The organism is Deltaproteobacteria bacterium (assembly GCA_016874735.1).
GTDB lineage: Bacteria > Bdellovibrionota_B > Oligoflexia > Oligoflexales > CAIYRB01 > CAIYRB01.
In genome coordinates this window covers 17,312-41,665 of sequence record VGTI01000026.1, presented here as the reverse complement: position 1 = coordinate 41,665, position 24,354 = coordinate 17,312, and the positions used below count along the sequence as shown (strand labels likewise).

20 protein-coding genes are annotated in these 24,354 nt (G+C 54.8%); 5 read left to right on the top strand and 15 right to left on the bottom strand.

Annotated features, from left to right (window positions below):
* Positions 1–31 precede the first annotated feature (31 nt).
* The 9 genes from FJ146_11535 to FJ146_11495 all read right to left on the bottom strand — a co-directional run bounded on the left by FJ146_11535 (position 32) and on the right by FJ146_11495 (position 11,663).
* A complete protein-coding gene (locus FJ146_11535; GenBank protein MBM4252594.1) occupies positions 32–1,249 on the bottom strand; it encodes a hypothetical protein in 1,218 nt (405 codons plus the stop codon).
* Positions 1,250–1,372: 123 nt separating this feature from the next.
* Positions 1,373–3,328 (bottom strand): hypothetical protein, encoded by a 1,956-nt coding sequence (locus FJ146_11530; protein MBM4252593.1) that lies wholly within the window; start codon positions 3,326–3,328, stop codon positions 1,373–1,375.
* A gap of 125 nt (positions 3,329–3,453) precedes the next feature.
* Positions 3,454–4,464 (bottom strand): hypothetical protein, encoded by a 1,011-nt coding sequence (locus FJ146_11525; GenBank protein ID MBM4252592.1) that lies wholly within the window; start codon positions 4,462–4,464, stop codon positions 3,454–3,456.
* Between the two features lie 37 nt (positions 4,465–4,501).
* Complete coding sequence (locus tag FJ146_11520) at positions 4,502–5,197, bottom strand: type II secretion system protein (protein MBM4252591.1); 696 nt, start codon at positions 5,195–5,197, stop codon at positions 4,502–4,504.
* Entirely contained in the window at positions 5,166–5,939 is a 774-nt protein-coding gene (locus tag FJ146_11515) for a hypothetical protein (GenBank protein ID MBM4252590.1), read from the bottom strand. Before FJ146_11515 ends, FJ146_11520 begins: the two co-directional genes overlap by 32 nt.
* Before the next feature lie 40 nt (positions 5,940–5,979).
* A complete protein-coding gene (locus tag FJ146_11510) occupies positions 5,980–6,513 on the bottom strand; it encodes a hypothetical protein (GenBank protein ID MBM4252589.1) in 534 nt (177 codons plus the stop codon).
* Positions 6,514–6,549: 36 nt separating this feature from the next.
* Positions 6,550–7,263 carry an SDR family oxidoreductase gene (locus tag FJ146_11505; GenBank protein MBM4252588.1) on the bottom strand — a complete coding sequence of 238 codons (714 nt, stop codon included), beginning with the start codon at positions 7,261–7,263 and terminating at the stop codon, positions 6,550–6,552.
* Positions 7,260–9,524, bottom strand: a complete 2,265-nt coding sequence (locus FJ146_11500) for a thioredoxin domain-containing protein (protein MBM4252587.1) — start codon at positions 9,522–9,524, stop codon at positions 7,260–7,262. Before FJ146_11500 ends, FJ146_11505 begins: the two co-directional genes overlap by 4 nt.
* A 345-nt stretch (positions 9,525–9,869) precedes the next feature.
* Positions 9,870–11,663 carry a hypothetical protein gene (locus FJ146_11495; protein ID MBM4252586.1) on the bottom strand — a complete coding sequence of 598 codons (1,794 nt, stop codon included), beginning with the start codon at positions 11,661–11,663 and terminating at the stop codon, positions 9,870–9,872.
* A 161-nt stretch (positions 11,664–11,824) separates the two neighbouring features.
* Between FJ146_11495 and FJ146_11490 the strand changes: the two genes are divergently transcribed.
* Both FJ146_11490 and FJ146_11485 read left to right on the top strand, forming a co-directional pair.
* Positions 11,825–12,655 (top strand): tetratricopeptide repeat protein, encoded by an 831-nt coding sequence (locus FJ146_11490; GenBank protein ID MBM4252585.1) that lies wholly within the window; start codon positions 11,825–11,827, stop codon positions 12,653–12,655.
* A 23-nt stretch (positions 12,656–12,678) separates the two neighbouring features.
* A complete protein-coding gene (locus tag FJ146_11485; protein MBM4252584.1) occupies positions 12,679–13,821 on the top strand; it encodes a hypothetical protein in 1,143 nt (380 codons plus the stop codon).
* Between the two features lie 3 nt (positions 13,822–13,824).
* Here FJ146_11485 and FJ146_11480 read toward each other — a convergent pair whose 3' ends face one another.
* From FJ146_11480 to FJ146_11465, 4 genes are all read right to left on the bottom strand, one after another.
* Positions 13,825–14,997 (bottom strand): hypothetical protein, encoded by a 1,173-nt coding sequence (locus FJ146_11480; protein MBM4252583.1) that lies wholly within the window; start codon positions 14,995–14,997, stop codon positions 13,825–13,827.
* A gap of 127 nt (positions 14,998–15,124) precedes the next feature.
* Positions 15,125–16,714, bottom strand: coding sequence for a phospholipid carrier-dependent glycosyltransferase (locus FJ146_11475; protein MBM4252582.1), 1,590 nt, complete (start codon positions 16,712–16,714; stop codon positions 15,125–15,127).
* Entirely contained in the window at positions 16,678–17,817 is a 1,140-nt protein-coding gene (locus FJ146_11470) for a mannose-1-phosphate guanylyltransferase (protein MBM4252581.1), read from the bottom strand. Before FJ146_11470 ends, FJ146_11475 begins: the two co-directional genes overlap by 37 nt.
* A gap of 29 nt (positions 17,818–17,846) precedes the next feature.
* A complete protein-coding gene (locus tag FJ146_11465; GenBank protein MBM4252580.1) occupies positions 17,847–19,259 on the bottom strand; it encodes a hypothetical protein in 1,413 nt (470 codons plus the stop codon).
* A 134-nt stretch (positions 19,260–19,393) separates the two neighbouring features.
* On the opposite strand from FJ146_11465, the gene FJ146_11460 reads away from it, so the two are divergent.
* Together FJ146_11460 and FJ146_11455 are read left to right on the top strand one after the other, a co-directional pair.
* Positions 19,394–19,999: a hypothetical protein gene (locus FJ146_11460; GenBank protein ID MBM4252579.1), complete on the top strand. Its 606-nt coding sequence runs from the start codon at positions 19,394–19,396 to the stop codon at positions 19,997–19,999.
* A 114-nt stretch (positions 20,000–20,113) separates the two neighbouring features.
* Complete coding sequence (locus FJ146_11455; GenBank protein MBM4252578.1) at positions 20,114–20,794, top strand: hypothetical protein; 681 nt, start codon at positions 20,114–20,116, stop codon at positions 20,792–20,794.
* Positions 20,795–20,798: 4 nt separating this feature from the next.
* Here FJ146_11455 and FJ146_11450 read toward each other — a convergent pair whose 3' ends face one another.
* Both FJ146_11450 and FJ146_11445 read right to left on the bottom strand, forming a co-directional pair.
* Positions 20,799–21,602 (bottom strand): TatD family deoxyribonuclease, encoded by an 804-nt coding sequence (locus tag FJ146_11450; protein MBM4252577.1) that lies wholly within the window; start codon positions 21,600–21,602, stop codon positions 20,799–20,801.
* A 36-nt stretch (positions 21,603–21,638) separates the two neighbouring features.
* Positions 21,639–22,775, bottom strand: a complete 1,137-nt coding sequence (locus FJ146_11445; protein ID MBM4252576.1) for a hypothetical protein — start codon at positions 22,773–22,775, stop codon at positions 21,639–21,641.
* A 23-nt stretch (positions 22,776–22,798) separates the two neighbouring features.
* On the opposite strand from FJ146_11445, the gene FJ146_11440 reads away from it, so the two are divergent.
* Complete coding sequence (locus FJ146_11440; protein ID MBM4252575.1) at positions 22,799–24,346, top strand: hypothetical protein; 1,548 nt, start codon at positions 22,799–22,801, stop codon at positions 24,344–24,346.
* Positions 24,347–24,354 lie beyond the last annotated feature (8 nt).

Below are 24,354 nucleotides of genomic sequence, written 5' to 3'. Positions count from 1 at the left end.
CTTGCAACCTTCAGTCAAAATGTCAGTGACATTACTCAGCGGTGAACTTTGTGCTTTCCCGCCCGAGGAACGATTTTTTCGAAAAGCACCCCTTAGTTACGCTCAAACCATCGACAGGTTTATCCAGCGCTACAGCGCATGCCACAGCGACGAGATCTCCGCCGTTTGCTCCCCGCGCAGCTTCGGCACAGGTCGGCGCCCCTACTAAAGCACTACCCATATGGAGCCTCAGAACTTTCTCGTTAGCAGGTAAATCAATCGTTTCGATTCCGTCCATCTCGCCACGGAATGGGTTCACCATGACGTAACGGGAGTCGCCGAGAATTGCGGAAGCTCTCGTATCGCTCGATGCCTTGTCGCACGTGCTGCTGTCGCGGCCGCTTATCAAGACCCGCTCGCTACCGTAACCAAAACCGCGGTAAAGTGACCCTCGTTCCACCTGAGCTTCGATTTTGTTGCCGTCACGACATATTGCCACCTTGCGGTAACCTACCCGCATCGACAGGATAGTGTACCCGTTGATACTCGGTAGCGCTCCACGGTCCGCGGCACGGACTATAATAACGTCAGGATCGAAGTCGAGTATCACAGCACAGTCATCGCCACGTTTGATAAAAATCTCGGCAACGTCCGCACCGGCGGCACCAAACATCAAATCAGGTGCCGCATTCTCCAGAAAAACTCGTAGCGCCGTACGTTTTTCGTCGGCCAGAGTCTTCTCAAGCGCAGATCGCTCGTCTAAAGCCTTTTTCAGATCGTTGGCAGCACTTTCGCGCTCCGTCTTGGCGGTCTCCAAATTCTTCCTGAGTTCGGCCTCTTTAGCTGCCAAAGCCGTATTATCGGCTGATGCGGTTGCTAGAGCGGCACTGCGGGCGTCTAAGGCGGCAGTTAGTTTGGCGACCTCTTCGTCGTGATGCGTATAGCGGCGTCGCAGGTCAACAATCCGTGCATCAGCTGCCGCTACCTTAGCCGACTCAACCGCGACGGCATGGCTAAGGGCTGAGACTTCTGCGTCTTTTTTTGCCACGTCAGCTTTAAGGGTGACCGCTGCCTCATCGCGCTCAGCTATAGACTTCTTGCTGTCGGCTATATCCGCGGCAGCGGATTTAAGGATGAGGTCTTTGGATGCTAACTCGCCACGTAAATTATCGATCTCACGAGCCTGATTGCGCTCGCGTTCGGTGGTGATTTTGCCGCAGCTGACTGCCAATAATGTTACAGACACCAGCGCAAGATGTTGCGATTTCATCGATATTATCCCCAGCCAATCGAGTTAAAGGCTATGACAAGCGGGGGCAATATCTATAAAAATGGTTTAGTTTGTCAACAAACTAAACCATTTCAATTTAATAATATAAAATATTTAATACAATCAATCTCTTGCAACCTTGCTGGGCGCTTTCATACGTTTTTCAAGCTCCTGCTGCAGCTGCAGATCTCCGGTCAAAATACCATCAGCAACAACGACGTGGTGAGACGGGCTGTCGTCAGCATCATCCATCACGAAGTTGTACACCTGCTGCTCCGGGTCCACTGGTAGGCGGCGTAAATCGGTCAGGCGATGGAATTTCTTATCTGCACCGAGAACCTCTTCACCGAGTTTAAGGTCCATAGCTGCTTTGACCCCACTGAGAGTCAGCATCGGGTGCTTGGTGGTCACGTGGACCACCTTAGCGTCATAACCTAACTCAATCATGGGTTCTTTTTCAGGACCTTTAACCATGCCCTTGAGCTTAGCAGGGCGTCCAGTCAATGGATTATGGATGAGGTCTCCGGCCTGCAACTCATCAATGCGCCTAGACGATCCATCGGCTAACAAAATCTGCGTCTCGGGAGTGAAACACCCCATGTTGCGGAAATGCGTGGTACCGCACCAGCACCCACGACACCCCCAGTAGTATCCCTGACACTTGTTGTAATTTGGACCAGTAGAAGTCCACAGGACCGAATATCCGGCGGCAGTTGTGTAACACTGATTGATGTAGCGATAAGTCTGGTCACCATGCTCGTAACAAACCGATCGGTCGATATTGACACGTTCTATGTTATCGCAGTCCTGCCAGGTACCAGGTTGCAGGGCTGGTCCAGTCACACGGCCATAAATCGTTGCCTGGCCATAATTAACCCCAGGTGCAAATTGCCCCGCCCATTGTCCACTCCCCGCTGCCCAGGTGTTGGTCCAGGTGCCAGAGGGGTGCCAGCCTGCGTTATCTACAACCGCTAAGCCATCAGCGGTCGTATTAATCGGTAGGTTCAACTGTGGAGCACCTTTAACCGCACCAGTTGTGGTGAGGCCTATGGTAAGGATCTGCGTCGAGCTCATCCGGTCGTCAGTCCGATTGAAGACACAGCGTGGTGGATTGTACGCGGGAATCTGCACTACACCCTGATGGTTCCCGCCCGGGCCGGTAGCGTTCACCAGGATGGTGATGAATCCCTGGTTTGGATCTCCTGACCGCGTGTCGGGATTTTGAAATGCGAACGAGCAAGATCCAAGGGAAAAACCGCCATTCGCTGAATTGCGGATACTATTAGCTTCAGGAGGCATCGGCAGACTGCAGGATGCGTTTTCATTACCCAGCGGATATGCGACAAAACTAGTCATGAGGCCAAAGCCTTGGAAGCTAATGGTGGCCTTTTGCCCCCAACCTATGACCGCAGTCTGCCCCGCACTTTTGACCTCCGGAGGCGGAGGCAGAGGTACGGTTAGCTCAGCTTGGATCGAATCTTGGTAGATATTTTGTTTACTATCGGAAGTGTATCCAAGAGAGGCTACCTGTATTTTGGCAATTTTATTGCCGTCAGGGGTGATATTCGTCAGGCTGATCTTACTGTCGGCATGCTGATTAGCCGTAGCCTGGAGTGCCCCACCTGACTGAAACACTGCGTCAAGCGCACTGTCGCTCACCCTTCCGCTATTTAAGCCTTGGACAGCTATGACGCCCTGCCCATTAGTGCTCCAGCGTGCACCTGCACCAGGACCGGACTTTTTCACCGATGCTAGGCGTACGTTGCCTGGAGAACTACCGTAGACGTAGGGATCGGGATAAACACTTGGAAGGTAGTCAGGATTGCTGGCTACCTGCTGTGCGAGAGGTATATCACTCGGAAATCGCATCAGTGCCGCAAGTGCTGCGACGTTGGTGTTATTTGCCGCCTGCGAATCGTCTCGCGCCCCCTGAATCTGTGCCTGCCGTATACTGCGCTCGTCATTGGTTGCCATATATGCGGCCACACCGCCTGCCACCGCAACGAGGGCAAGCGAGAACATGACTTGTCCACTGCCTCGTTCGTTACGACCAAGTCCTGGCCAACGCGTGTTTTTCATCGCCCGCCCTCCTCGGAATGACCTTATTTAGGTGGTCGGTATTCGACTGAATTTTCTTTAGATTTTTTTATAAACATCAAAAACCAATAGAGTAATTAGCCACATAAAAACACGTCTTGCGACACCTATTTGGGCTGCTTAGGTTGAAGTCGGTAATATTTCTCACCTGGGAGCTGCACACCCTCCATCCCTTCGGGCGGTGTTGGTGGCTCTTGCCCTGGTGGCGGAATACTCTCCGGACAAACCGCAGGCTTGTCCTCCATCGATAGCACCAGGGTGAGATCGTTATCCGAAGCCTGCACGGGTAGTGATGTTATCTTTTGGTTGAGTTCCTTGACGCGACTCACGATGGCTTTGGCACCACTGCCCTCCCCCAAGTCACCCACCAAGACGGCTTCTGCTTTATCGTAAGCTTCATCAGCCATTTTGGTGGCAAATTGGACCTGGGCAGAATCCGGTGACAACAGGACATGCTGGAAGAAATACGTACGCAGCGGTGGGCGGTAAACTGGTGGTTTTTCGCCAAGGGGATAGGATTGCGAGGCTGCGTACTGTTTATAGGCGACGTTAAAGTCTTCGATATTTTTACCACCGCACGAGTTACTACCCAAATCGCTACAAAGAAAGAGGCCAAGACTTCGCGTTTGTTTAGCCGGTGGAAAGGTAAAGGTGTGGTCGAATCCACTTGCCAACTGATCAAACGAGATCACTTTTGTGACTGGAGTAAAATCACTGTCGTTCGGGTTCACTGACTCAATCGATAAGAGTATTTTAGCGCCTTTATTAGCCGCCAACTCACCGCGGATAAGATCCAAATCCCCCCAATCACAGGTCTTCTTAATCTGAACATGAAACGATAGATGGGCACCTTTGTCATCAATCTTCAGTGGTGCTTTTACAAATCCGGCAGCATGGAGATTACGATCACGCTGAATCGCAGCCTCGGTCGAAGGGCCCGTTACGGGTACTACATCCGGCCCTTTACCGCCTTTCTTGGAACCACCTGCCGCCACCACTTTCTCGGTGGCTTGACCTTCTTTAAGTTTGGCGGTCCTTTGCTTACGCTTGGCAAAAAACACTACTGCTACAAGGATCAGCACGGCAAGCAGTGCGTATTGAATCCGTTTGTCATTCATGCGTAGCTCCTAAGTCACTAAGGTGGGAGTCCACCTGTTATAAATGGTCACGAATAATTTGCATCCCAGGTGTCGCCATGGTTGGCAATGTCAGACTATGTCTGATCATTTTTGGTGATTCTCTCGTCTGTAAATAAAAATATGTTAGGTTTATAGCGATTTCCGTCAAGTTGGGACGCCGAAAGCAAGCCATCGCGCCCACGGCATTCTTGGTGACACCACCCGAACCGCCGGCAGCTTTGAGAGGGTAGCGGCGCACGGGATCCCCAGGCCTCGCCATGTCAAGCACTGGCATCCTGCCCTTGGGACAGGCTGCCACCGTCAAGCACTGGCCCGGTGCCACCGCTAGCAGATCGACTGTGCTGAGAGTCGGCGGACTAGCAATACAACTTGTCGTGTAGGTGATAACGCCGTCTTTGGTTGGAATTTTGCACGTAAGGCCGTTGCAGACCACGCTACCTAGCTGGGTGTAATCAAGCTTATCGACATCGCGCGTAAACATCGCAATCGCCTGGGCCATCTCTTGCTTGGCCCCGCGGCGCGCCTCTTCACTAGCCGCACTAGCAGACACGGCCTGAGTGACGCGGGAGAGTGCCGCAGCTACGATGCCAAGTATCGCCAGTGCCATAACGATCTCGACAATAGACAGACCACATTGGTCATGAGCCAAGACACGCGTGCGTGCGACATTGCGCATGTCTTTAGTTGAAGCTGGGTGCATAAAAAGACCCATTAGTACTCTTAAACAGGATTGGTTTGCCGCGACTCTGCCAATAAAGCGAGTACTGAATTTCTAAACTAGAGCTACCCGATTTTTCGAGGCCTGCATGGAACCCATTTTTATAGGCGCAGCAGAAAGGACTGGGCACTGCGCCAGCGGGACACAGTGCAGAGGGCACACTGCCAAGTGGTAGCCCGTTATCTAGGGAAATGACCCTGGCCCGAACCTCTGCCATCGCCTTCGGAGCACCATTAAAGGAATTTGCTGCAAACGAATTATTGTTTATGCCGCTAAATTCGACACAGAAGTAATAGTCGTCCTTGCTAGGCGGTGAACGAAAACCGTTCCGGCACCGTTGTATTGCTGCTACATGCCGCGCCGGCGCACCTGCTGGCCAAGGACTGATTGCATTACTGGTCTTGAACTTAGCTCCGTCGCCACCTATATCACGCCCAGAAATCACCAGTGGTGCCCCAGCACAGGTCCCTGTGGTCGGGTTGAGCAGCCGGTGGAGCTCGTCTACCAGAGCGGCCTTGAATGCACTGTCGATATCCTTGTAGGTCGAGCTCGTCTCGACAATGCGTCGCACAGTCATCGAGTTATTAACGACCGCAAAGATGACATAAGCAAAGATACCGAGAAACGCCACCATGACGATGGCACCGACAAGCGTGAACCCGGCATCAGGACGCCCCACGCGCAGACACGTGTCGCGCATTTGGTCGCTAGCTTTACCGCTCAGTCTCGTTGTCATGGAACACACCCGTCCTCTTGGATCCATTCAGCACCCAACCCTAGCGTACACGGCCCATCCGGTTGGCGATCGCACTATCAAGGCGCGCGCGGACGATACGGTACTGGGTTTCGAGCTTGGTGAAGTCCGGCGTGTCCTCCGCCGTGAACGACGGCCCGTCCTCGCTCACATCGAAGTAGCGCTGACCGCCGCGACTCGTCCCTTGGTTGGCAAAAACCACCCATTTACTGCCTTTTGCGGCCAGAAGCGGCGTCTTACATTGCTGCGTGCCAATGTCTCGCGCCGCCGCTATCCGCAGCAGTAAATTGCTTCCGGGGCGTCCTTTAATCGTCTTGATGACACGTATCCCAGCACACTGGCCCAGGCTGCACTTGCGACTGGGGACAACCACCTCGCCAAATACGACGGTGTCAAAAACACGCAAGCTCTCCTCAGGTGAGAGCGCATGATCTGGGTAATCCCCTGCAATAGGCAGGGAACTGACTGGACAATCCGCATGATTGCCCCAAGTCATAGTCGCAAGGGAGACGGCACCAGCCGCGGCCACGGACAGAATGATGAGTAGTTTACGCATACCCTCATTTTAGCATGGTGCCGTGGGCGGATGCAGCTACCAGGCAATATCGTCACCGTGAAAATCGATAAACCGACCGCTGTCTATAGGCTTCATCTGCTCTATCACGCGGAAGAGACCCGTCGTCGACTCCTCGACAGTGGTAGGTGCCATCTCGCCTCCCATATCAGTCTTAACCCACCCTGGATGTAAGGTGACCGCAGTAATGTCTGGAAAATCGACCGCAAACGAGCGCACAAACATATTTAGGGCTACCTTGGACATCCGGTAAGCGTAGTAGCTACCACCAGTGTTGTCGGTGAGCGAGCCCATCTTGCTACTTATGACAACCAAAAGAGGTGCGGCCGCAGCTTGCAGGTTGTGCAGCAGTGCTTGCGTGACTTTGACGGGACCCAACGTATTGATACCGAATGATTTGATCAAAGCGGCTTCACTGAGATCAGCAAAACCTCCAGATGGCGTGGCCAAATATCCAGCGTTGTTGATGAGCACATCAATAGCCTGGCCCTTCAGGCTATCAGCAAACGAACTGATACTACGGTCGTCTGTAACGTCGAGGGCCAAGATACGGCAGCGACCTGGGTAGGTGTGCTCAAATTCCCAGAGGTCACGAGCACCGTCTGGATTGCGCGCTGTCGCAATCACCGTGTGTCCGTGCGCCAGAAATTTACTGACTAAACCAAGGCCGATACCTCGATTGGCTCCAGTGATAAGAACCGTTTTGCGGGACTGATGCATACCAAACCTCATGGCAACTGTAGTTTAAACTGCTCAATATCATGGACCGGCAGTCCACAGGTCTGCCCTTGGCAAACGTGTGCCGTCACCTGTCCTGGTTCTACGCGCTTGTCGTAGATGAGGGGAACCAATTTCCGCATGTGCTCTAAGGTTTTTTCGTCACCACCGGCAACAACACGGTGCGGGACAAAACGCTTATTGAGCTCCAATACATAGGCGCCAAAATCCTGGCTGTCTTGGGCCGTGAAGATAAATTGCTGAACATCCGCGAGTGCATAGTCCACAGCTATCAACATGTCGCTCAGCATGGCAGGTGATTTCTCCAGTGTCGGCATGGCTGCTGCAAAAACGCCCATTGCCCTCTTACGTAAATCAGGACGGTCGCCAAGCGTCGCCAGCCTAAGCAAGTTAAGTGCGTGAATGGACGTCGCCGCCGGTACAGCTCCGTCGTAGGCGGGACGCTCCCGCAGCAGCAAAGATTCGGCATCATGAGCGGTTAAATAGTATCCATGATCGTTGGCTGCAAATAGGCGCTCCACGTCTTCCGTCAGTTGCACGGCCCAATCGAGCCACGACGCGACAAATGATACTTCGTAGAGATCCAACAGGGCCTGGATGACGAAAGCATAGTCCTCGAGAAAACCGCGCGTCCGACTCGGACCGTCCTTGAAACACCGTACGAGTCTGTCCTCAACCCAGAGTCGCTCACGGACAAAGGTCATGGCGTTCATGGCCACTTCAAGATCTGCTTTACTGCCAAATGCAGCATAGGCTTTAGCAAAAGCTGACACCATCAACGCCTGCCATGACGTGATCACCTTGTCATCCGTGAGCGGTGGCTCTCGTATGACGCGCACAGCTAGCAGTTTTGTTTTAGCATCCATCAGCTGAGCCTCGAACCGCGCCGCATCGAGGCCGCGCGTAGCTGCAAAAACAGCAGCCGACTGCGCCTCGTGCAGGACGCACCGTCCCTCAAAATTACCGGCGGTAGTAAGACCGTAAAAATCCACTACCAGAGTCCCCAAATCAGCCCCAAGCGCCGCCATGATTTCTGGAATCGTCCAGGTAAAGTATACACCCTCTTCTCGCTCACCATGACGCTCGGGGTGTGGACTATCGGCATCTTGAGCTGCGTAAAATCCGCCGTCGTCACGCATCATCTCGCGCCTGACATAGGCCAAGGTCGAGACAACGATTGCCCTAAAGTCGTCGTCACCAAATCGCTGCCAAAGTTCTGTTGCGGCCACCGCCAGGAGAGCATTGTCGTAGAGCATCTTTTCAAAATGAGGGACCAGCCATTCTTCATCGACAGAATACCGATGAAATCCGCCCCCCAACTGGTCGTGCATGCCACCGGCGACGATTTTTTTAAGTGTATGACGCGCCATATTTGCCGCCGCCCCACCGTGACGCAGACCGTAGCGCAGTAAAAAGCGGAGCGGCAGACTCGACGGAAATTTCGGAGCCCCGCTGAGCCCACCCCAGGCGGGGTCGTATAAACGCTCGTAATATTTAAATGCCCGAATCAAGGCATCACGCATAAAATCTTCACTCACCGCTGAGTCGGTGACCACCACGTCATGGCGCTCCTTAATGTGCGCTATGACGTTGCTGGCGGCCAAGGCTACGCGCTCAGGCTCGGTGTCATAGACGCGCTTGAGATCCTGCAACAATTCAAGGAAACCGAAGCGAGCCCCCCGTGCACCGGTATGCGGGGGAAAATAAGTACCACCAAAAAAAGGACGACGATCCGGAGTGAGAAGCACCGTCATGGGCCAGCCACCATGGCCACTCCAGGCCTGGACACAGGCCATGTAGACACTATCTATGTCGGGGCGCTCTTCGCGATCTACCTTGATGGCGATATAGTTGTCGTTAATATAGCCAGCAATACCCTCGTGCTCGAACGATTCCTCCTCCATCACGTGGCACCAGTGGCAGGTGGCGTAGCCTACACTGAGGAGTACGGGACGCTTAAGTGCCGCAGCTAGAGCGAAAGCCTCGTCCCCCCAGGGATACCAATCGACAGGATTATGAGCATGTTGCTGCAGGTAGGGGCTAGCCTCGAGCAGGAGTCGATTGGTGTACTTGGGCGCGCCCTCAGCGCTCACATGACGCGTCCTCGGGCGGTAGGCTACACCCTTTTTGAGCAATGCCTCCTGCAACTGCGCCTGTAATGACGTGCTTATAGGAACGGCTCCGGGGCCTGAATTGACGACGCCTGTTGCATGAATTTGACGCACTACTGCCTCCGCTACTGTGACCACTGGCAGAGTGTAGCTTGTGTCGAAGTTTTTTACGGCTGCATATTTGGCAACGCGTCAAGTAGCGAATTTGGGCGGTCGCAGGTTACCGAACGCCCGGCATCCCTAATCGTATCAACCCAGAATTTCATATAAAAATGGGGGTTGCCACCAATTGGCACATGAACTGCAGTAGGTAGATTGTTCGGTCGATCAAGCATCCTCCGGATTTGTGTGCAAGCAGATTGGTCGTCACAAAGCAAAGTACCCTACTCCCACTCCCGTTGTTTGCTACCTTTGACTCTGACGCACCCCCTCCCCCTCCAAGAGATGGACGGCCAATCAATCATCACTAGGGCAGTCCTATTGACTGCCCTAGCTTTTTTTTGCCAAGCGGCGCGACAGGTCTAGGGCTGCAGACCCGATCACGGAGTCGTCAGTGAGACGCATAGTCGACAGCAGTAAAACAAAAATTTGTTTCTGATCGCCAACGTTGATGGCCATCGCATAGATCTCCTCATGCTCTCTAGGGGGACGCACAAACACGGGAGCATCACCCATCAGGTCGAGATCCAGCTGCTGCCATGTGTCCCCAGTTGCAACGAGAGCTTCCGTTAAACCAACCGTAATCCCCTCGAGAAAGCCTTCTCTCACGAGTTGCAGATCCTCGGTCGAGCCGTCCCATGCCAGTAGCCCCTGGATGATCCCACCTTCGATGCTGCCAATAGTTCCGGCAGTGATGCCTGCCGCCGCCATGGGCACAGCGACGCGTTCGACAGCCTTTTCGAGCGACTGTGCCATCGTCAGGGAGAGCACGGCGCGATTAAGTCCCGCCGCTAAGGTCAAATCCCGACTATCGTCGTCGAGCGTTAGGTCATCGGCGACGCCTGGCTCGGTTGGACTGGCGACTTCGTCTACCTCAGTCACTTCCTCCACCTCAGTCACTGCTGCCTCCACAGGCTCTGCCTCTTCCACCAACGCCTGGGGCACTTCCACGGGCGGCGCCCCAGCTAGATCCTCAAGAGGTGTATCGGCAAAGAGGGCCTCGACTTCCTCATCACTAGGATGAGAGTCATGAGATGGCGCGTTAGCAGGTGACTGCTCGTCCGGTACTGGTTCGTCAATGAGATCGTCACCGTTTACGTCACCAGTAACATCGTCAAGCGGCGGATCCGATGGCTCGGTGCTTAGTTCAGCGACTGGTGCCGCGACTTCAAGAGTGGGCTCTGGTTCGTCTAGGAAATCATCGTCCCCAGGCTCGCTCAGGGCCGCCAGTGGATCAGCTTGGGAGGCGGTTTGTGGATCAGCCGGGGTCTCACCCATCGCCAGCGCCGCTTCGGTTACCTCTGCGGTAGCCGCGTCAGGCGACGTTTCCATCAATAGGTCGGTATTATCCAGCGGAACGTCAGCCTCCATGGCACCGGCGCCAGGGGCATCGCCAGCGGGCATGGTGTGCATGCCGTCGTCGAGCAGATCCTCGTTATTGGCGATCGCAGGCCGCGCCGTTTCAATGCCGATCGGCGGATCAGCCTTGGCAAACGACTCTTGATGGACGGCCGCGGGCGCAAGAGGACGCGGCGACCGTGCCATCTGGGATACCATCACGTGCCGCACCACTGGCGCCACTGGGGCCCGGCGCTCTGCCCGCATGATGCGACCCTCGCCAATCCTAAGCTTACGGCTGGCGGCCATGGCATGGTTGGTCATGAACGATTCCAGTTGGCCACGCGCTGGCTGGTAGTTTGGGTCTAAGCCCTTGAGCGCAGCACGAATCGAACTTAGCGTCGCGATCATGGGACGCACGGTGAGGCCGCTAAAGAACCGAAGTTGACTCAGAGTTTCTTGGTCCAAGGGATCAACAACAGCAACGTGCAACACTCCGTCCTCGAGCTTGACGGGTACGGCCTCAAGTCTCTGCATAGCAAACTTGTCCAGAGCCAAGAGAGCGTCCTTGGCAGCCACAGCGAGCAGATCGACGGGAGCGACCTGCCACTTAGTTTTTTCGGCTAGGAAGGCCGCGAGTTCGTCCTCGGCCAGCAGCCCGATAGCCAGCACACTACGCGCAAAGGCGGGCCCTTCGTTCCCGCAAGTCCGCTTAATCGTACGGAAATCCAGGTCAGTCAGAAGACCGTCCTCTAACAGCAGCCGACCGAGTCCCGAAGTTAGCATCACCGCCACCTTTGCCGCGAGACGTCTGACACGCCGCGCGACTGGGTGTAGACGTCTGTTAACTCTGGCTAAATTATTCTTTCAATTATATTATCACAGCTTTATCATCAGCGGCGCAACAGCTACATCAAGGTCGTGATTCAGGTCGCGGAAAGGATACCATGACGAGCGTTCACAAAGAGCACATCAAGACTTTAAAAGGTCCGGATTTATTCCAGGTTAAAGTGATGGCTGGCGTTGATTGGGCTGTGCGCAATGTGCGTCTCATCGCCTACGTGCTGGTACCGGTAGTGGCAGCCATCGGCGTGCTGGCTGGCTACCGGGTCATTCAGTCCAAGCGTCAGGACTCCCGCATTGAAGAGCTGGGTAAGATTCAAGTGGTCTACAACGGCGAGTCAAAGCGCGCCGCGGATAAACAAAAGCCAATCCTGAAAAAAATCCAGGACATCGAAGCTAAGCCCGGCAACAAAGCGGCAAGTCCAGAGAGCAGTGGGCTGACTCCCCAGCAGGAAGAGGAGATCGCTGCGCTACGCAAAGAGGCCGAGGCCATTAAGCCTGATCACAGCAGTTCCAGCACGTCACTCATGGCTTTTTATCAAAAGTACGAGCAGTATCCCGAGGGCTGGTTGGCAGCGATGATGGCGGCTCACGTGATGATTGACGACAGTCGCATAGGCAACGCGGCCACCGTTCTCGAAGGTCTGGTCAGTAAGGTTAAAAGCAATCCGACCTACCTGTCACTCGTCACTGTCGAGCTGGCAGGCCTAGCCGAGGAGCAAGGGGACTTTGATAAGGAGTTAAGCCTGATCGGAGGGCTCGAGAAGACTGCCGATTCCGAACTCCGTCCCAAATTGGCTCTCATGAAAGGGCGGGCGCTTTATCTCAAAGGTGACAAAGAGGGTGCTAAGACGACCCTGGCGACCTTAGTCGATGGCTACGCCAGCAGCGCTGAGGCGCAAAAGGCGCGGTCTTTACTGACATTAATTAACTGATTGCTACCGTTAGGAGTAAGGGCATGCTCGCAACTTTGTTTGCAACAGCATTGACAGCAAAGTTGGCGTTGGCGGTAGCTGCCCCTGCCCCAGCCCCTGCCTCAGTTGGTACCGAAGCTGCGCCAGTGGCGTCAGGGCGCCCATTTCAGTTTGGCTACTGGTCTCTCAACCCCAGGCTGGAACGGCAAAAACCGCTGGCCGCTCTGGATCCAGCCGGGTTCACGATTAATTCCGGAATACTAATCGGCGCCTTCAGGGACGACTGGATAGGGGGCATGCCGCTGGCAACGCGGCGCGTCCAGTGGTGGATCGAGGCCAAGTCGACACTAACGGCACCTCCGGGCTCCTTCGGTGGATCAGTGGTGCTCGGGTTTCGCGACGGTAAACTCATGCGTGTTGACGCTGTGAGTGGCAAAAGGCTCTGGACCACCGATCTAGACTCGTTCACAGAGCGACCGTTCCTTCTTAACGGTACGACGCTGTATGCCGTGACCGCCGCGCAAGTGCTTTACGCTATCGATTTCCAGTCGGGTAAGACCCTGTGGGTATACGACGGTGGCTTCCCGGACGGACTGAGTATACGTGCTGCAGCCAAGCCCGTGGCCTTTGACAACCAGGTCATCTTTGGTACCGCCTCGGGTAGTATTATCGCTGTCACAGCCGAGACTGGTAAGCTCGCGTGGCAACTTCTTCCGGCCTACACGACTGCAAGGTTCCATGACTACGTTGGGGAAATGGTGGTGCGCAGCGGTAAGCTCATCGTCGCACGCTACGACGGCCTGGTGGCAGCCATTGATCTTGCGAGTGCTGCTCACAACATCCTCTGGGAAGAAAAATTCCCGGGCATCACCGCTTCAGCCTACCGCGGTGACAAGTACTACGTCGGCGGCTTAAACGGCGATGTGTACGCTCTCGATCCAGACAACGCTGGACGCCGCATTTGGCGCCAGATGACTGGTACGTCGGTCACCAATCTCACCGTAGGCGAGAAGGACGTCTTTGCTGCGGGCACCGGCGGTAGGATCACGGCACTCGACGCTAACTCAGGAAAAATCAGTTGGTTTGATCGCCTAGGCTCGGCCATCGCTGGAGCGCCACTCATTTATGAAGATGCGCTCTATTACACGACTGGCATCAAATCACTATATGCCTATAAGCTCAGATGATCGTCAGCCGAAGAATATTGGCGAGCTCTGCGTATAGGTCTCGGTCCCCTGATAAAGACGGACATAAACAGAAAATCTGGGCGGTAACTGGCGGCGATCCAAGGGCACCTTGGCCGTCAGCTCTGCGGCATAATACAGGGTCCCCTGCGGCGGTGGGAATTCGTAGACACCAACCACGCGCCCGTTGACCAAGAGTTCTAGACGTCGCGGTGGTTCCTGACAGTCAGCATCATAAAATCGCGTCTTAATCGTGAGCGTCTCTTGGGGCGACTCCGCGGCGCTCAACTGGTCCCCCATCGTGGCCCAACTGCCATCGACTTTGAGAGCCTGCATAGCAAAATAAAGGTCGCGATTATTGGTGGCGTAAAAATGCCGGGCTTTTAACGCATCGATCAAATCTTGCCGCGAGAGTTTAGGCATGAGGGCGACGATGCGCGTGCCGTCACGCGTACCCCAGTCGGCATAATGCACATCCTGAGATCCGACCGCACCGAGACGCCAGCCGATTTGATTAGCCTCGTCAATATAGGGAGAGTTGCCGAAATAGCCGCGGAAGTACCGTAAATATTCGCTCCAATGGATCGTCTCCACGCCGACAAAGCGGTCGACTAAGGTAGCGTCGAGAGCAAAGTGGTCAAACTCAGACCCAATGCGATAGTCGTGAAACCCAGGATGGGCAAACATGACTAGAGCCTGGACCTGTTCGGGCTGCTTTAACCAGAGATAAAAGTCCGGAATCCCATAGTCCTCGAAGGCATGATGGACATGGTCTGCATTGAGCACTGTGTAATGCCCGTAGTAGGGATGACTGTATTCAAAGCCGTAGAGGGTGACAAAATCATGACGCGCCCAGGCGTCTGCCTTGAGCTTTTGCTGGCCATATCTCGCCTCTTTATCCAGCAGCCAAAACTCGGCGTGATCGGTGACAGCAAAAAAGTCTAATTTAGCCACCTCGCGCGCCATCTCAAAGGCCTCGTTGACGGTTCCACGCCCGTCCGACTCTGCGGTATGCGAGTGCAAAGTACCAAAATAAGGTCTGAGCCTCTGACCGATTGTGATCGACGTAGCCTCGCGCCCCGGAAGCGGCCTATTGGCATGGCGTGCCGTTGCAGCACCGTCAGCACGACAATTAGGATCGATGGGAACTGAAGCCTGCAGGAGTTCCGTTGGTGCCATCGGTTGCAGCTCAAAATTGACTGCGTCTCTTAACGGCAGTGGTGATGAGCTCGCGTCTGCATCCAAAATGTGGTGCGTGACCAGGCGACTGGATGGCAGAAAAAACAAGCTGACTGCAATGATGACTTTAGTACGCGGCCGGATGATCGCCCCCAAATCCATGCATGGCGGCTGCTACAGGCTCAAGGTCTGCACGTTCACGAAACCGCCCCCAAAGCGCCAAAATCTCAGTGTCGCTATGTGAGGGTACGACGACTGTCCACTCTTGCCAAGTGCTGAGAATCTTAGCGAGCTGTGCGCGGTCCAGATGACGGCTATCGGCAATGACCAACACGGGACAACCACCAAAATCCGGCCAGTGATCGCGGTAGTGATAATAAGAGCGGTGATTCTGATCCAGAGAAAGCACCTGAGGTTTATTCGGGAGATTGAAGGCCAGCTGGGCGGTCCAGAACCAACGTAGCGTAGCCACGGTAACTTGATCCTGACACCCGCCGTTCTTAGGTTCCTTTGCATGGGCTAATAAGGGACCAATTTGTGGATCCTTGATTAACACATCTGCCAGTGGCTGCCACAAGGTCAACTCAGACAGCGGACCAGGCCGGCCTGCAAACGAGGCGATCAGCCGCTCACGTGCGGGCGCGATTGCGAGCACCCACGGGAGCAGACCTGTTATGAGCCCGGCAACGATGAAATTGGTGCGCACCAATTTGGTCGGCCAAGGACTCGTAGCCAGGAGCGGCACTAGCAACCAAAAAGCCGGCGCCAACCAATGGGGCAACAGCTGCTTAGCAAATGCCAGCGATTCAAGGAGAACAATCAACGGTGCCGCGGCCGCCAATAAAACAGTAGCTAAATTGACCTGACGTTGACGCACCATCATAAGGAAGCCGCCAACCACTACCAAGGGACTTAAGAGTAACAATTGACCAAGGTAGAACCTACCTGCCGCAACTGGATCCCACATGAGTCCCGAAAATCCGTGGGCTCCTTGGAAACGAAACGAGGCCCAATCATGCTGTGCGTTCCAGACCCATACGGGCGCGGTCACTAACAGTGCAATCAAGCTGCTAGCTGCGAGAAAAGCGATGTAGTCACGAAGGCGCCGCGTGCGCCACCCATAAAGTAACAGCCCCAGTCCCATGCCGGTCGCTATCGGTGCCGCGTGATACTTACTGAGGCCAGCGCAGCCGATGGCCACACCAGCGAGTGGGGCCCAATGCCACGACTTACCAACACGAGCCTGCGCTGCCTCAAGAACCGCTAAAAGACTTAACGCCAAAGCCGGCAGCAAGGCTGAGTCAGGTAGTAGTACTACGCCCTCTAGCGAAAATGCCGGCACCAACTCACAGAGTAAAACCACCATCCACAGCTGCCGCCGCTCAAGCGCTTTACCGTGCAGCAGCGCTGCACATTTGATCAGCGCGAGCACAGCTGCTAAGTGCAATAGCGGCACAAGACCACGCGCACTGAGACCAGAGCTAGGTCCGAAAATCTGCTCTGCCGCAGCACCCAACCAGGCTACGGCTGGGGGATGATCGAGGTAGCTGAGATGCAGCACCCGCGACCAGTCCCAGTAGTAAGCCTCATCATTGGCCAGCGGCGCATACGCTGCCCAATAGATACGTACTGCGGTAGTGGCCAGGAGAAAGAGCCAAATGGACCGCGGGAGACGAACAGTCACAGCAGTTCCCGCCGTCCTTTTTCCGTCAACCAATCAACAACGCGACGCACTTCTTGCGACCGCTCCTTGGGGCACACCAAGATCGCACCGCCACTGGCCACGACGACATGATTGTGTAGCCCCAGAGTTGCGACGAAAGGGCCATCCGTATCCACCGTGGTATTGGCGCAGTCGAGCATACAGCCATCACCGAACAGGAGATTGCCGTGCTGATCAGGAGTGAAACTACGACTGAGGGCGTCCCAACTACCGATATCCTGCCAGCCGATATTGGCCGGAATCACACCGATATTAGTGCTGGTCTCAAGCACGGCATGGTCAATCGAGATCTTTGGCAGCTTCTTATAAGCTGCCGCCAGCGGCAGTAGATCAGCTTCGGAGAACCGACCACCGACTTCAACCTGCGCCGCAATGAGGCGCGCGAGTGAGGGCGCTAACGTGCGCTGCAGCTCCTCCATAATCACGTCGACACGCCAAACAAACATGCCGGCGTTCCAGTAAAAATTCTTCGATTCCAGATACTCCCGCGCCGTCGCTAGGTCCGGCTTTTCGCGGAAACTCGCCACTTCGTAAGCACCGATCAGATCCTCAAAACCAGGGCCACGCTCGATGTAACCGAAACCCGTCTCGGCATACTCAGGTACCACCCCTATCAGCATCAATTTACCGCGCCTCGCTGCAGTGACAGCCGTCAGGAGAGACGTCCGGAAGGCCTCCTCATCGCGAATCAAATGATCCGAATGGAGCGAGATCATCACCGGCTGCTTGGCAGTCTGATCAATGGCGGCAATCTCCAGCGCTGCCATGGCCAGAGCATTAGCCGTATTTCTCGCATCGGGCTCGGCAATAAATATACCCGCACGGGCACCGACGATGGCTTTAGTGACGTCAAGCTGGCGTACATGCGTGACTATAATGCGACGCTCCGGCGGGATGAACCCATCGAGCCGCGCCAGAGTAATTTCAATCATAGTCCGCGTGTCGGTGCCGAGAGCGCAGAGCTGCTTGGGCCTGAGTTCACGCGATTTAGGCCAAAAGCGGGTGCCGCTGCCACCGGCCAGGATCACAGCATAAACGTCATCTCCAGGGGTACCGTGCTTAAACATGAACCTTCTCCTGCATGAGTCGATTGGCATTGTCGCTCATTAGTGCGCCATCTGCCACCTTAAGGTGTGGCCTTGCCGTGCTTCATTGCAAATTTGTAGGGCAACGGACGACCTGCCATGAGCTCTTCGTAATTAAATAATGCTAACCCTTTTAGATACGACGGGGCCAAAGGATAATTGATCAAGGCCCGCGCCACTTCAGTACCGTAGGAGCGTAAAACCTCACGCTCGCGCACACCAATTGCTGCCCCGCTCGTGGCAGACTCTCCGTAGAGGTTTGACAGCATCCACAGGCTGTAGGGATAGAGAGAAGTACCTGCGGACTCTTCTGAAATGTCATGCCAAGAGGTTAAAAGCTGCTCCAAGTCGTTACTAGCGGTCAGCTCTAACCAGTCCTGTTGCAGGCTGGTGCCACGCCCTTTAAGACTCGACCTCTGAATAAAGGCCGTACCAACCGGTCCCATTGCAGCAGCGTTGGGGAACTCTTCATAATTCGCCAGCCTGGGCTTGCCCTTCTCGGGCACGGCAATGGCAACGATACTAGCCTTGTCAAAAAACTCTACCGGCGATAGCCCGCCCGCGTGGCGTGGACGTAGGTAAAAATAGACCACGGGGCCTTTTTCACTCACCCCAGCCAAGGCCAACCAATAAGCGTCGGCCCCCTGAGCGATGCCGCGCAGGGTTGGTGCACGAACCTTCTCCAGCAGGTTTACCACGGTATCCGTGTTTAGATTCCAGAGGTACAGACCGTCGCGGTAACGGGTACTACCAGTAGCGCTATAGACCAAGCGGTCACTACCGGGGAGCCAAAAGAACTCTTCGACACCGTCGTGAGGTGCCACCATATAAAGGCCGTCTCGCTTAAGGTGACGCACCGCGAGACGTCTAGCGCGACTGACAGGGTCAGCAAAAAGCTTGGCCATCAGCTGGCGACTCGACGACTCCGCACCTGGCAGCAGGGCCGCCGGGTAGTATTCCGGCTTCGGTAAGCTCGGATAGGCATAGGCGAGAGGATCTCCTGCCTTCTCCCCCCAACTGACAATGGCGATATCGATGGCACTGTTGAGATTGTTCTGCACCTGATCGGTACCGAAAGAGCGAATGATAAAATGGCGGTCATCAAGTCGGATGAAGTCGATGCGCTCACCAAAGGGGTCGTACACCTCGAATGGCAAGCTAAAACCAGCCGCAAACGAGCGCAATACGTTGAGATTATCAGGCGTCTTGTCATACTTACCAAAAAAAAGCTGTAGCGCGCCGGCGTCCTCTTTCAGAAACTGCTTGGTTCGGTTCAGGGCTTGAAAAGGCAGCATCGACGGCAAGGTCATCACCACCCAGAAGATGGGGAAAATGACACCAAAAAAGGCGATAAAGAACGGCCTAAGTCCGTTTGTTGCGCCTGCTCGAGCATTGGCTTCGGCCGCTACGCGTGCCAGGTCAACTGTCGCATTAGCCTGTAATTCAGGTATCATATGAGAAGGATCCACGCCGCACCCATCCGTCATCGTCCGCCGCTCGGCCCCATCACTTTGCACCTACTAAAGGCCAACCTATGTTCCAACGCATCGACTCAATCGCCTTTATTCCCTTAATCGTTAGATGTGGTTTGATCATAATCGCCCTTAGTCTCGGGGGGCAAGTCCGAGCCGAAATCGCTGGCATGATGGGCACCGCAGTACCCGGGTCTAATACCCACTGGCAAGCGGCAGAACCCCTCGCTATCAGCGCCGAAGCCCCCGCAGCACCGAAGCCGCGTCGCGTGCGTATTGGCCTTAAACTGATACCCTACAAGAAAATCATAACACGCCAGCTAAACGGTAAAATCGACTCCCGTTACCTCCAAGCTGGAGCTATGCGCCACACGCTCAAGGCACGGCTGAACGAGCCCAATCATTTTTACCTGGGCGATTGGCATATCGAAACGGTTCCTACCAAGTGGACCAAACAGACGGGACATTACGAGGTCCAGCTGCGTATTGCGGAGCGATTCGGACCTTATGGCCAGCTCGAAGAGGACCGCGGCAGCTTGACGCTCAGCGGTAAGCTCGAGGAGCAAGAGCGCTCCATCGATGTGCTCGTAGGCGTTGCGCGCCAGAGGTTCCGCGACAAATTCGGCAATCCACAGCTCGACGTCATCGCCGGTTATTTGCCCGAGGGTGAGCTCACCCCACTCTCGATGTCCGCTGGGTCTGGCTCTACTGCAACGCGGTGAACATGTTGAGGCTCATGGCCTAGGTGCAACTCATTGGAGTTGCAACTCTGGCTTAAGGCTGCTTTAGTAATGCGCTATGGAACCCTCTTCATAAGCCCATTACGGAGGTGCAGCATGAAGTTAGTAAGACTGCTAGTCGCTAACCTAGCATGGTTATCGATCGTTACTGGTTGCTCAGTTGACGTTACCAAAGATGAAACCTACCCGAATCGGCGACTCACCAGCGCTGTCGATACCGTTGGGCTCCATGGATGTCGGTTTGCCCTCGGCCGCGGCTGCCTCAACGGCCATGTCGGAGCCATGCAGGGATTCCTCGTCGATGGTCACGAGTTTTTCAATGCCGATGATTTGGAGTCACGTCTAGGCGAACTCATCCAGGTCGAAAGTCAGGGACAAATCGTCACGCAGGGCACAGGCGGGTACGCGATGACCCTGATCACGCCCCTTGATAATGACAGTTTTGTCAGCGGATTCCGTTATGACTTATCAGGTCAAGTGGCTCGCTCTGGTAGCGTTCGTGCTGATGGTCAATTCAGTATCGATGATCTACCAGCTGGCGAGTATCAGTTAAGATTGCAGCGTGCTGTTCGTTTCCTTCTCGAGAGTAAACTGGCGCAAAATCAGGAACCGAGTGAAACACCTGCAGCTAAACTCTTCTGTGCGACTCTTTACGCCGACAACACCATCTCTATTCGCGACCATCAAAGCGCGTGGATAGATCTAAATAACTTCCGTCTCCATATGACAGCGGCGGAATGCGCCCGCGGCGAGTCACAGGCTCGACTCCACATCTAAATCTTTAAGTCCATTTGGCGCCGAACAGGTCAGAGTAGTTTGACCAGACCTGTTCGGTGGCTTTCGCGACAGTCCAGGATCTCAGAGCAGCCAGGATCTCAATCGTGCCTACGACCGCACTAGGCTCGTTCCGCTCCCCCTTACGTGGTGGCAAATAGGGAGCATCAGTTTCCGTCAGGATACGCTCCGGTGGTAGCGTCTTAAGCATCTTGCGAAAGGCCTCATTGACGGTAGCATTGGCGGGAATGGAAAAATACCAGCCATGAGTCTCAGCACATTCCTGCGCGAGTCTGGTCCTCCCACCAAAACAGTGGAAGTTAACCTTGGTCACCCGCCGCTCCTTGAGGATATCGGCAGCGCGTTGTTCGAGCTTACGTGTGTGAATAATCAGCGGCAAATCATGGCGCATGGCCACATCGATCAAGCGCCCGAAGACGCGCTCTTGCGCGGCATAGGTACGCGCATCGAGCCAATAGCCATCCAGCCCACACTCACCTACCGCCGCTATCTTGCCCGCAGCAGCGGCGGCATCGATAAAATCTATCTCAGCATCGACGTCAAACCGGGCTACCGTTAGTTTAAAATCGGCAGGTAGCAGATGACATACCGCATCGACTGGATAAATCCCCAGTGCCGGCTTAATCACGTCGTACTGCTCAGCCATCTGAAGGATCAGCCGATTTGAGTCAGGGTCAAGACCATTGACGACGATCGCTTTGAGTCCCGCGGCCTCGGCCCGTTGCACTACAAGCTGCCAATCAGTCGCAAACTGCTCATGCGTCAGATGCGTATGCACATCTACATACATGGATCGCTCACCAAATTAAGCTTTAGGAAAACCGCTTCACTGCGCCGGCGCCATCACCAAACGCGGTATCTGCTGTACGCCAGTCTCCAGCACAATAGCACGAAGATCCTGGGTGTTCGATGTCACATAAAAAGTCTGCACCGGCGTCAGTCCCAGCGCGACCGTCTTGTCGCCAAAATTTGTCCGGATTTCGTAAGCAATATCAGCATTGACACTAAGTTCGCCGAGCTGACCTGAGACGGGTTTCACGGTGACGGTACCCCCAACCTTGCTGCCTGTCGCCATCAGTGGGTCTTGCGAAGCTGTGACAGTGGCCACAACGGTGAAGGATTTGCCCTCGCCAATCTCTTCTTGAAACCGTTTAGGTGATGACTTCATCCAGATGCCACCTGGCAACGGAGGATTGAAACTAACTGTCTTATTGGCACCGGGCTTACTTACGGTAAGGGTCTGCGTTGGCGTCACCGTACAGATGATACCGCGCCATGGGCCCTGCTGGCCAATCAGCTCACCACGCAACTCTTCACTCGGACCCACTGCGGTGGCGTCACTGTTGTTGGCCTCGACTTCCTTTTGTGCATCAGCACGGCCCGCATCAGCCGGAGGCTGAAACGGAAAGTTCGGAATGGACACATTGAACGACTCCAGACCAGTCCGGACGGATTGCTTGGTGCCGGCCATAGTTGCGGATACAGTTGCCGTGCTCCGCACTACCGCAGTGTAGACGGCTGGAGGTATACGCGCTGCGATAAATCCCCCTAAGGGACCCGCACCACCCGGCAGAGCACTGGCTGGGACGGCCTTGCTCCCGCGAATTGTTACAGGCAGCGAGCGCATCGTTTTTTGAAAGAGCACCTTAGTCGGCTCAGGCATTTTGCCCTCGGGGAAGCCGCAATCCTTCATGATTTGCATGAAAGCTGCCTCGTCGGCACTGTTGTCCACTGCGCTGCTGACGTCAGTCAGAGATCCCTCGCCACCAATGGCCTCCGCCGGGTTACCCTTGGCATCCGCACCCGAAACGGTACCTCCGCTTATGCCTTTTCCTGAGCCGGAACTGAAGGTTGCGGACTTTGGTTTCGGCGGTTTCGGTGCATCTTCTGCCGAACACCCGACTAGGCCCAGAGCGCAAGACGTGGCAGCAATAGTAAACAAAATGTTTTTAACTAGGCTCATGCGCTACTCCCGTGTTAACTGCAATGTCGGAAGTTCGCCGCCCGAACTTAAGAAAAACCTATAACACACTGAATCTCATGAAGAATAAACCGCACCAAAAACTCATTTTGGCCGTGACTGTGTGGGCATTTACGACCGTAAGCACGCCTTGCCGCGGCACCGTACCACCGAGCGGACTCGTCGCGCTATCGACCGTCGAACCGACGGCCGATCAGGTTTTGTTAATTTTTCCGGGCGGTAAGGTAGCACCTGAGGCCTACAGCTCGCTGGCCAGTGCCGTATCCGAAACATCTGGTGGTAAAATTGCAGTCGTTGCAGCCAAGTTTAGCGCCAATTTACCCAATCCCCTGGAAGCCCCAAAACGCATCTCCGCGCTGATCGACTGGCTCAGCGACCTAGGCATGGTGAATAGTGCCAGGCGCGTTTTTCTTGTCGGTCATTCCGACGGCGGGATTATGGGGCACGCTGAAGCTGCAAAGGCCCATCTTGGTGGACTCATTCTGCTCGGTAGCTACATACCAAACGCCGTGATATTTGGCGGGTCACTGAAGAGTTACACGCTACCCACACTGATGCTGATCGGGGACCTAGACGGCCACACCCCGATTAATACCCTAGCGCGCGAACTCCTGCATTTGCATCCGGACACTAAAGTCCAGGACAAGGCATTATTCTACCTGCCAGGAGCAAACCACATGCAGTTTGCCGATGGCAGTACCGTGTCTGAGGATTTGCCAGCGACGACCTCCTTGACTGCGACGCAGATGCAGGTAGCGCGTGACATAGTCGACTTTGTGACGGCTCAAGATGACGCCGCGGTTGACGCGCGCACTAGGCTCATCGAGCGATCGATGTTTACCAGACGCGCCCTCCTACCTTTCATTACCACATGGCAAAGTCATGACTCACTGTGTGCTACGGCGCAGATGGCAGGCCTAGGACTACAAGAATTACTGAGTGCCGTACCTAAGGTTTACGATCGCCACGCAGAATTTCCGCTCTTTTTGGCCAGTAAACCCCAGTTGCAGAAGACAACTGATGGCCGAACGCGTATCACAGTGCCTACTTACCTCGAATATCCACCGGATCCGTTTGATATCTCCCTAAATCGCTACCTCGCGCCCCAGTCGGTCGGTTGTAAATTACTGGCAGTAAAAGATATCAGCCTCGCATCGCGGATAAAGTTAGTCGATAACGACCACCAAAGCTGTGCCGCAGCTAACGTTGCTGCCATAAATCAGGCACTCGCAGCACTTAGATCCAGCCCACTCAGCGCATCCGCAACCCAAATACTCGGTGATGATTTATCCTTTGAACCTGAACTCGTCTCGTTGGATCAGGTCAAAGAAGTGTGGAGCAGTCACGCTATCGAAGTAACAAGTCACCGCGTTGGCAACTTCGCTACTTGGCTAGCAACCCCAATCACCTGGACCCGAGACGGCGCCACCTGGCGCCTCAGCACTGTTGAGTGGACAGACAGTCATGCAGTCAAACACTGCAAGATGATGAGCCCGCTCCGTATCGTCGAGTGGGCGACGGTGATCTTGCCTAAAGAGCTTATGGCCCCGTGACAAGAGTA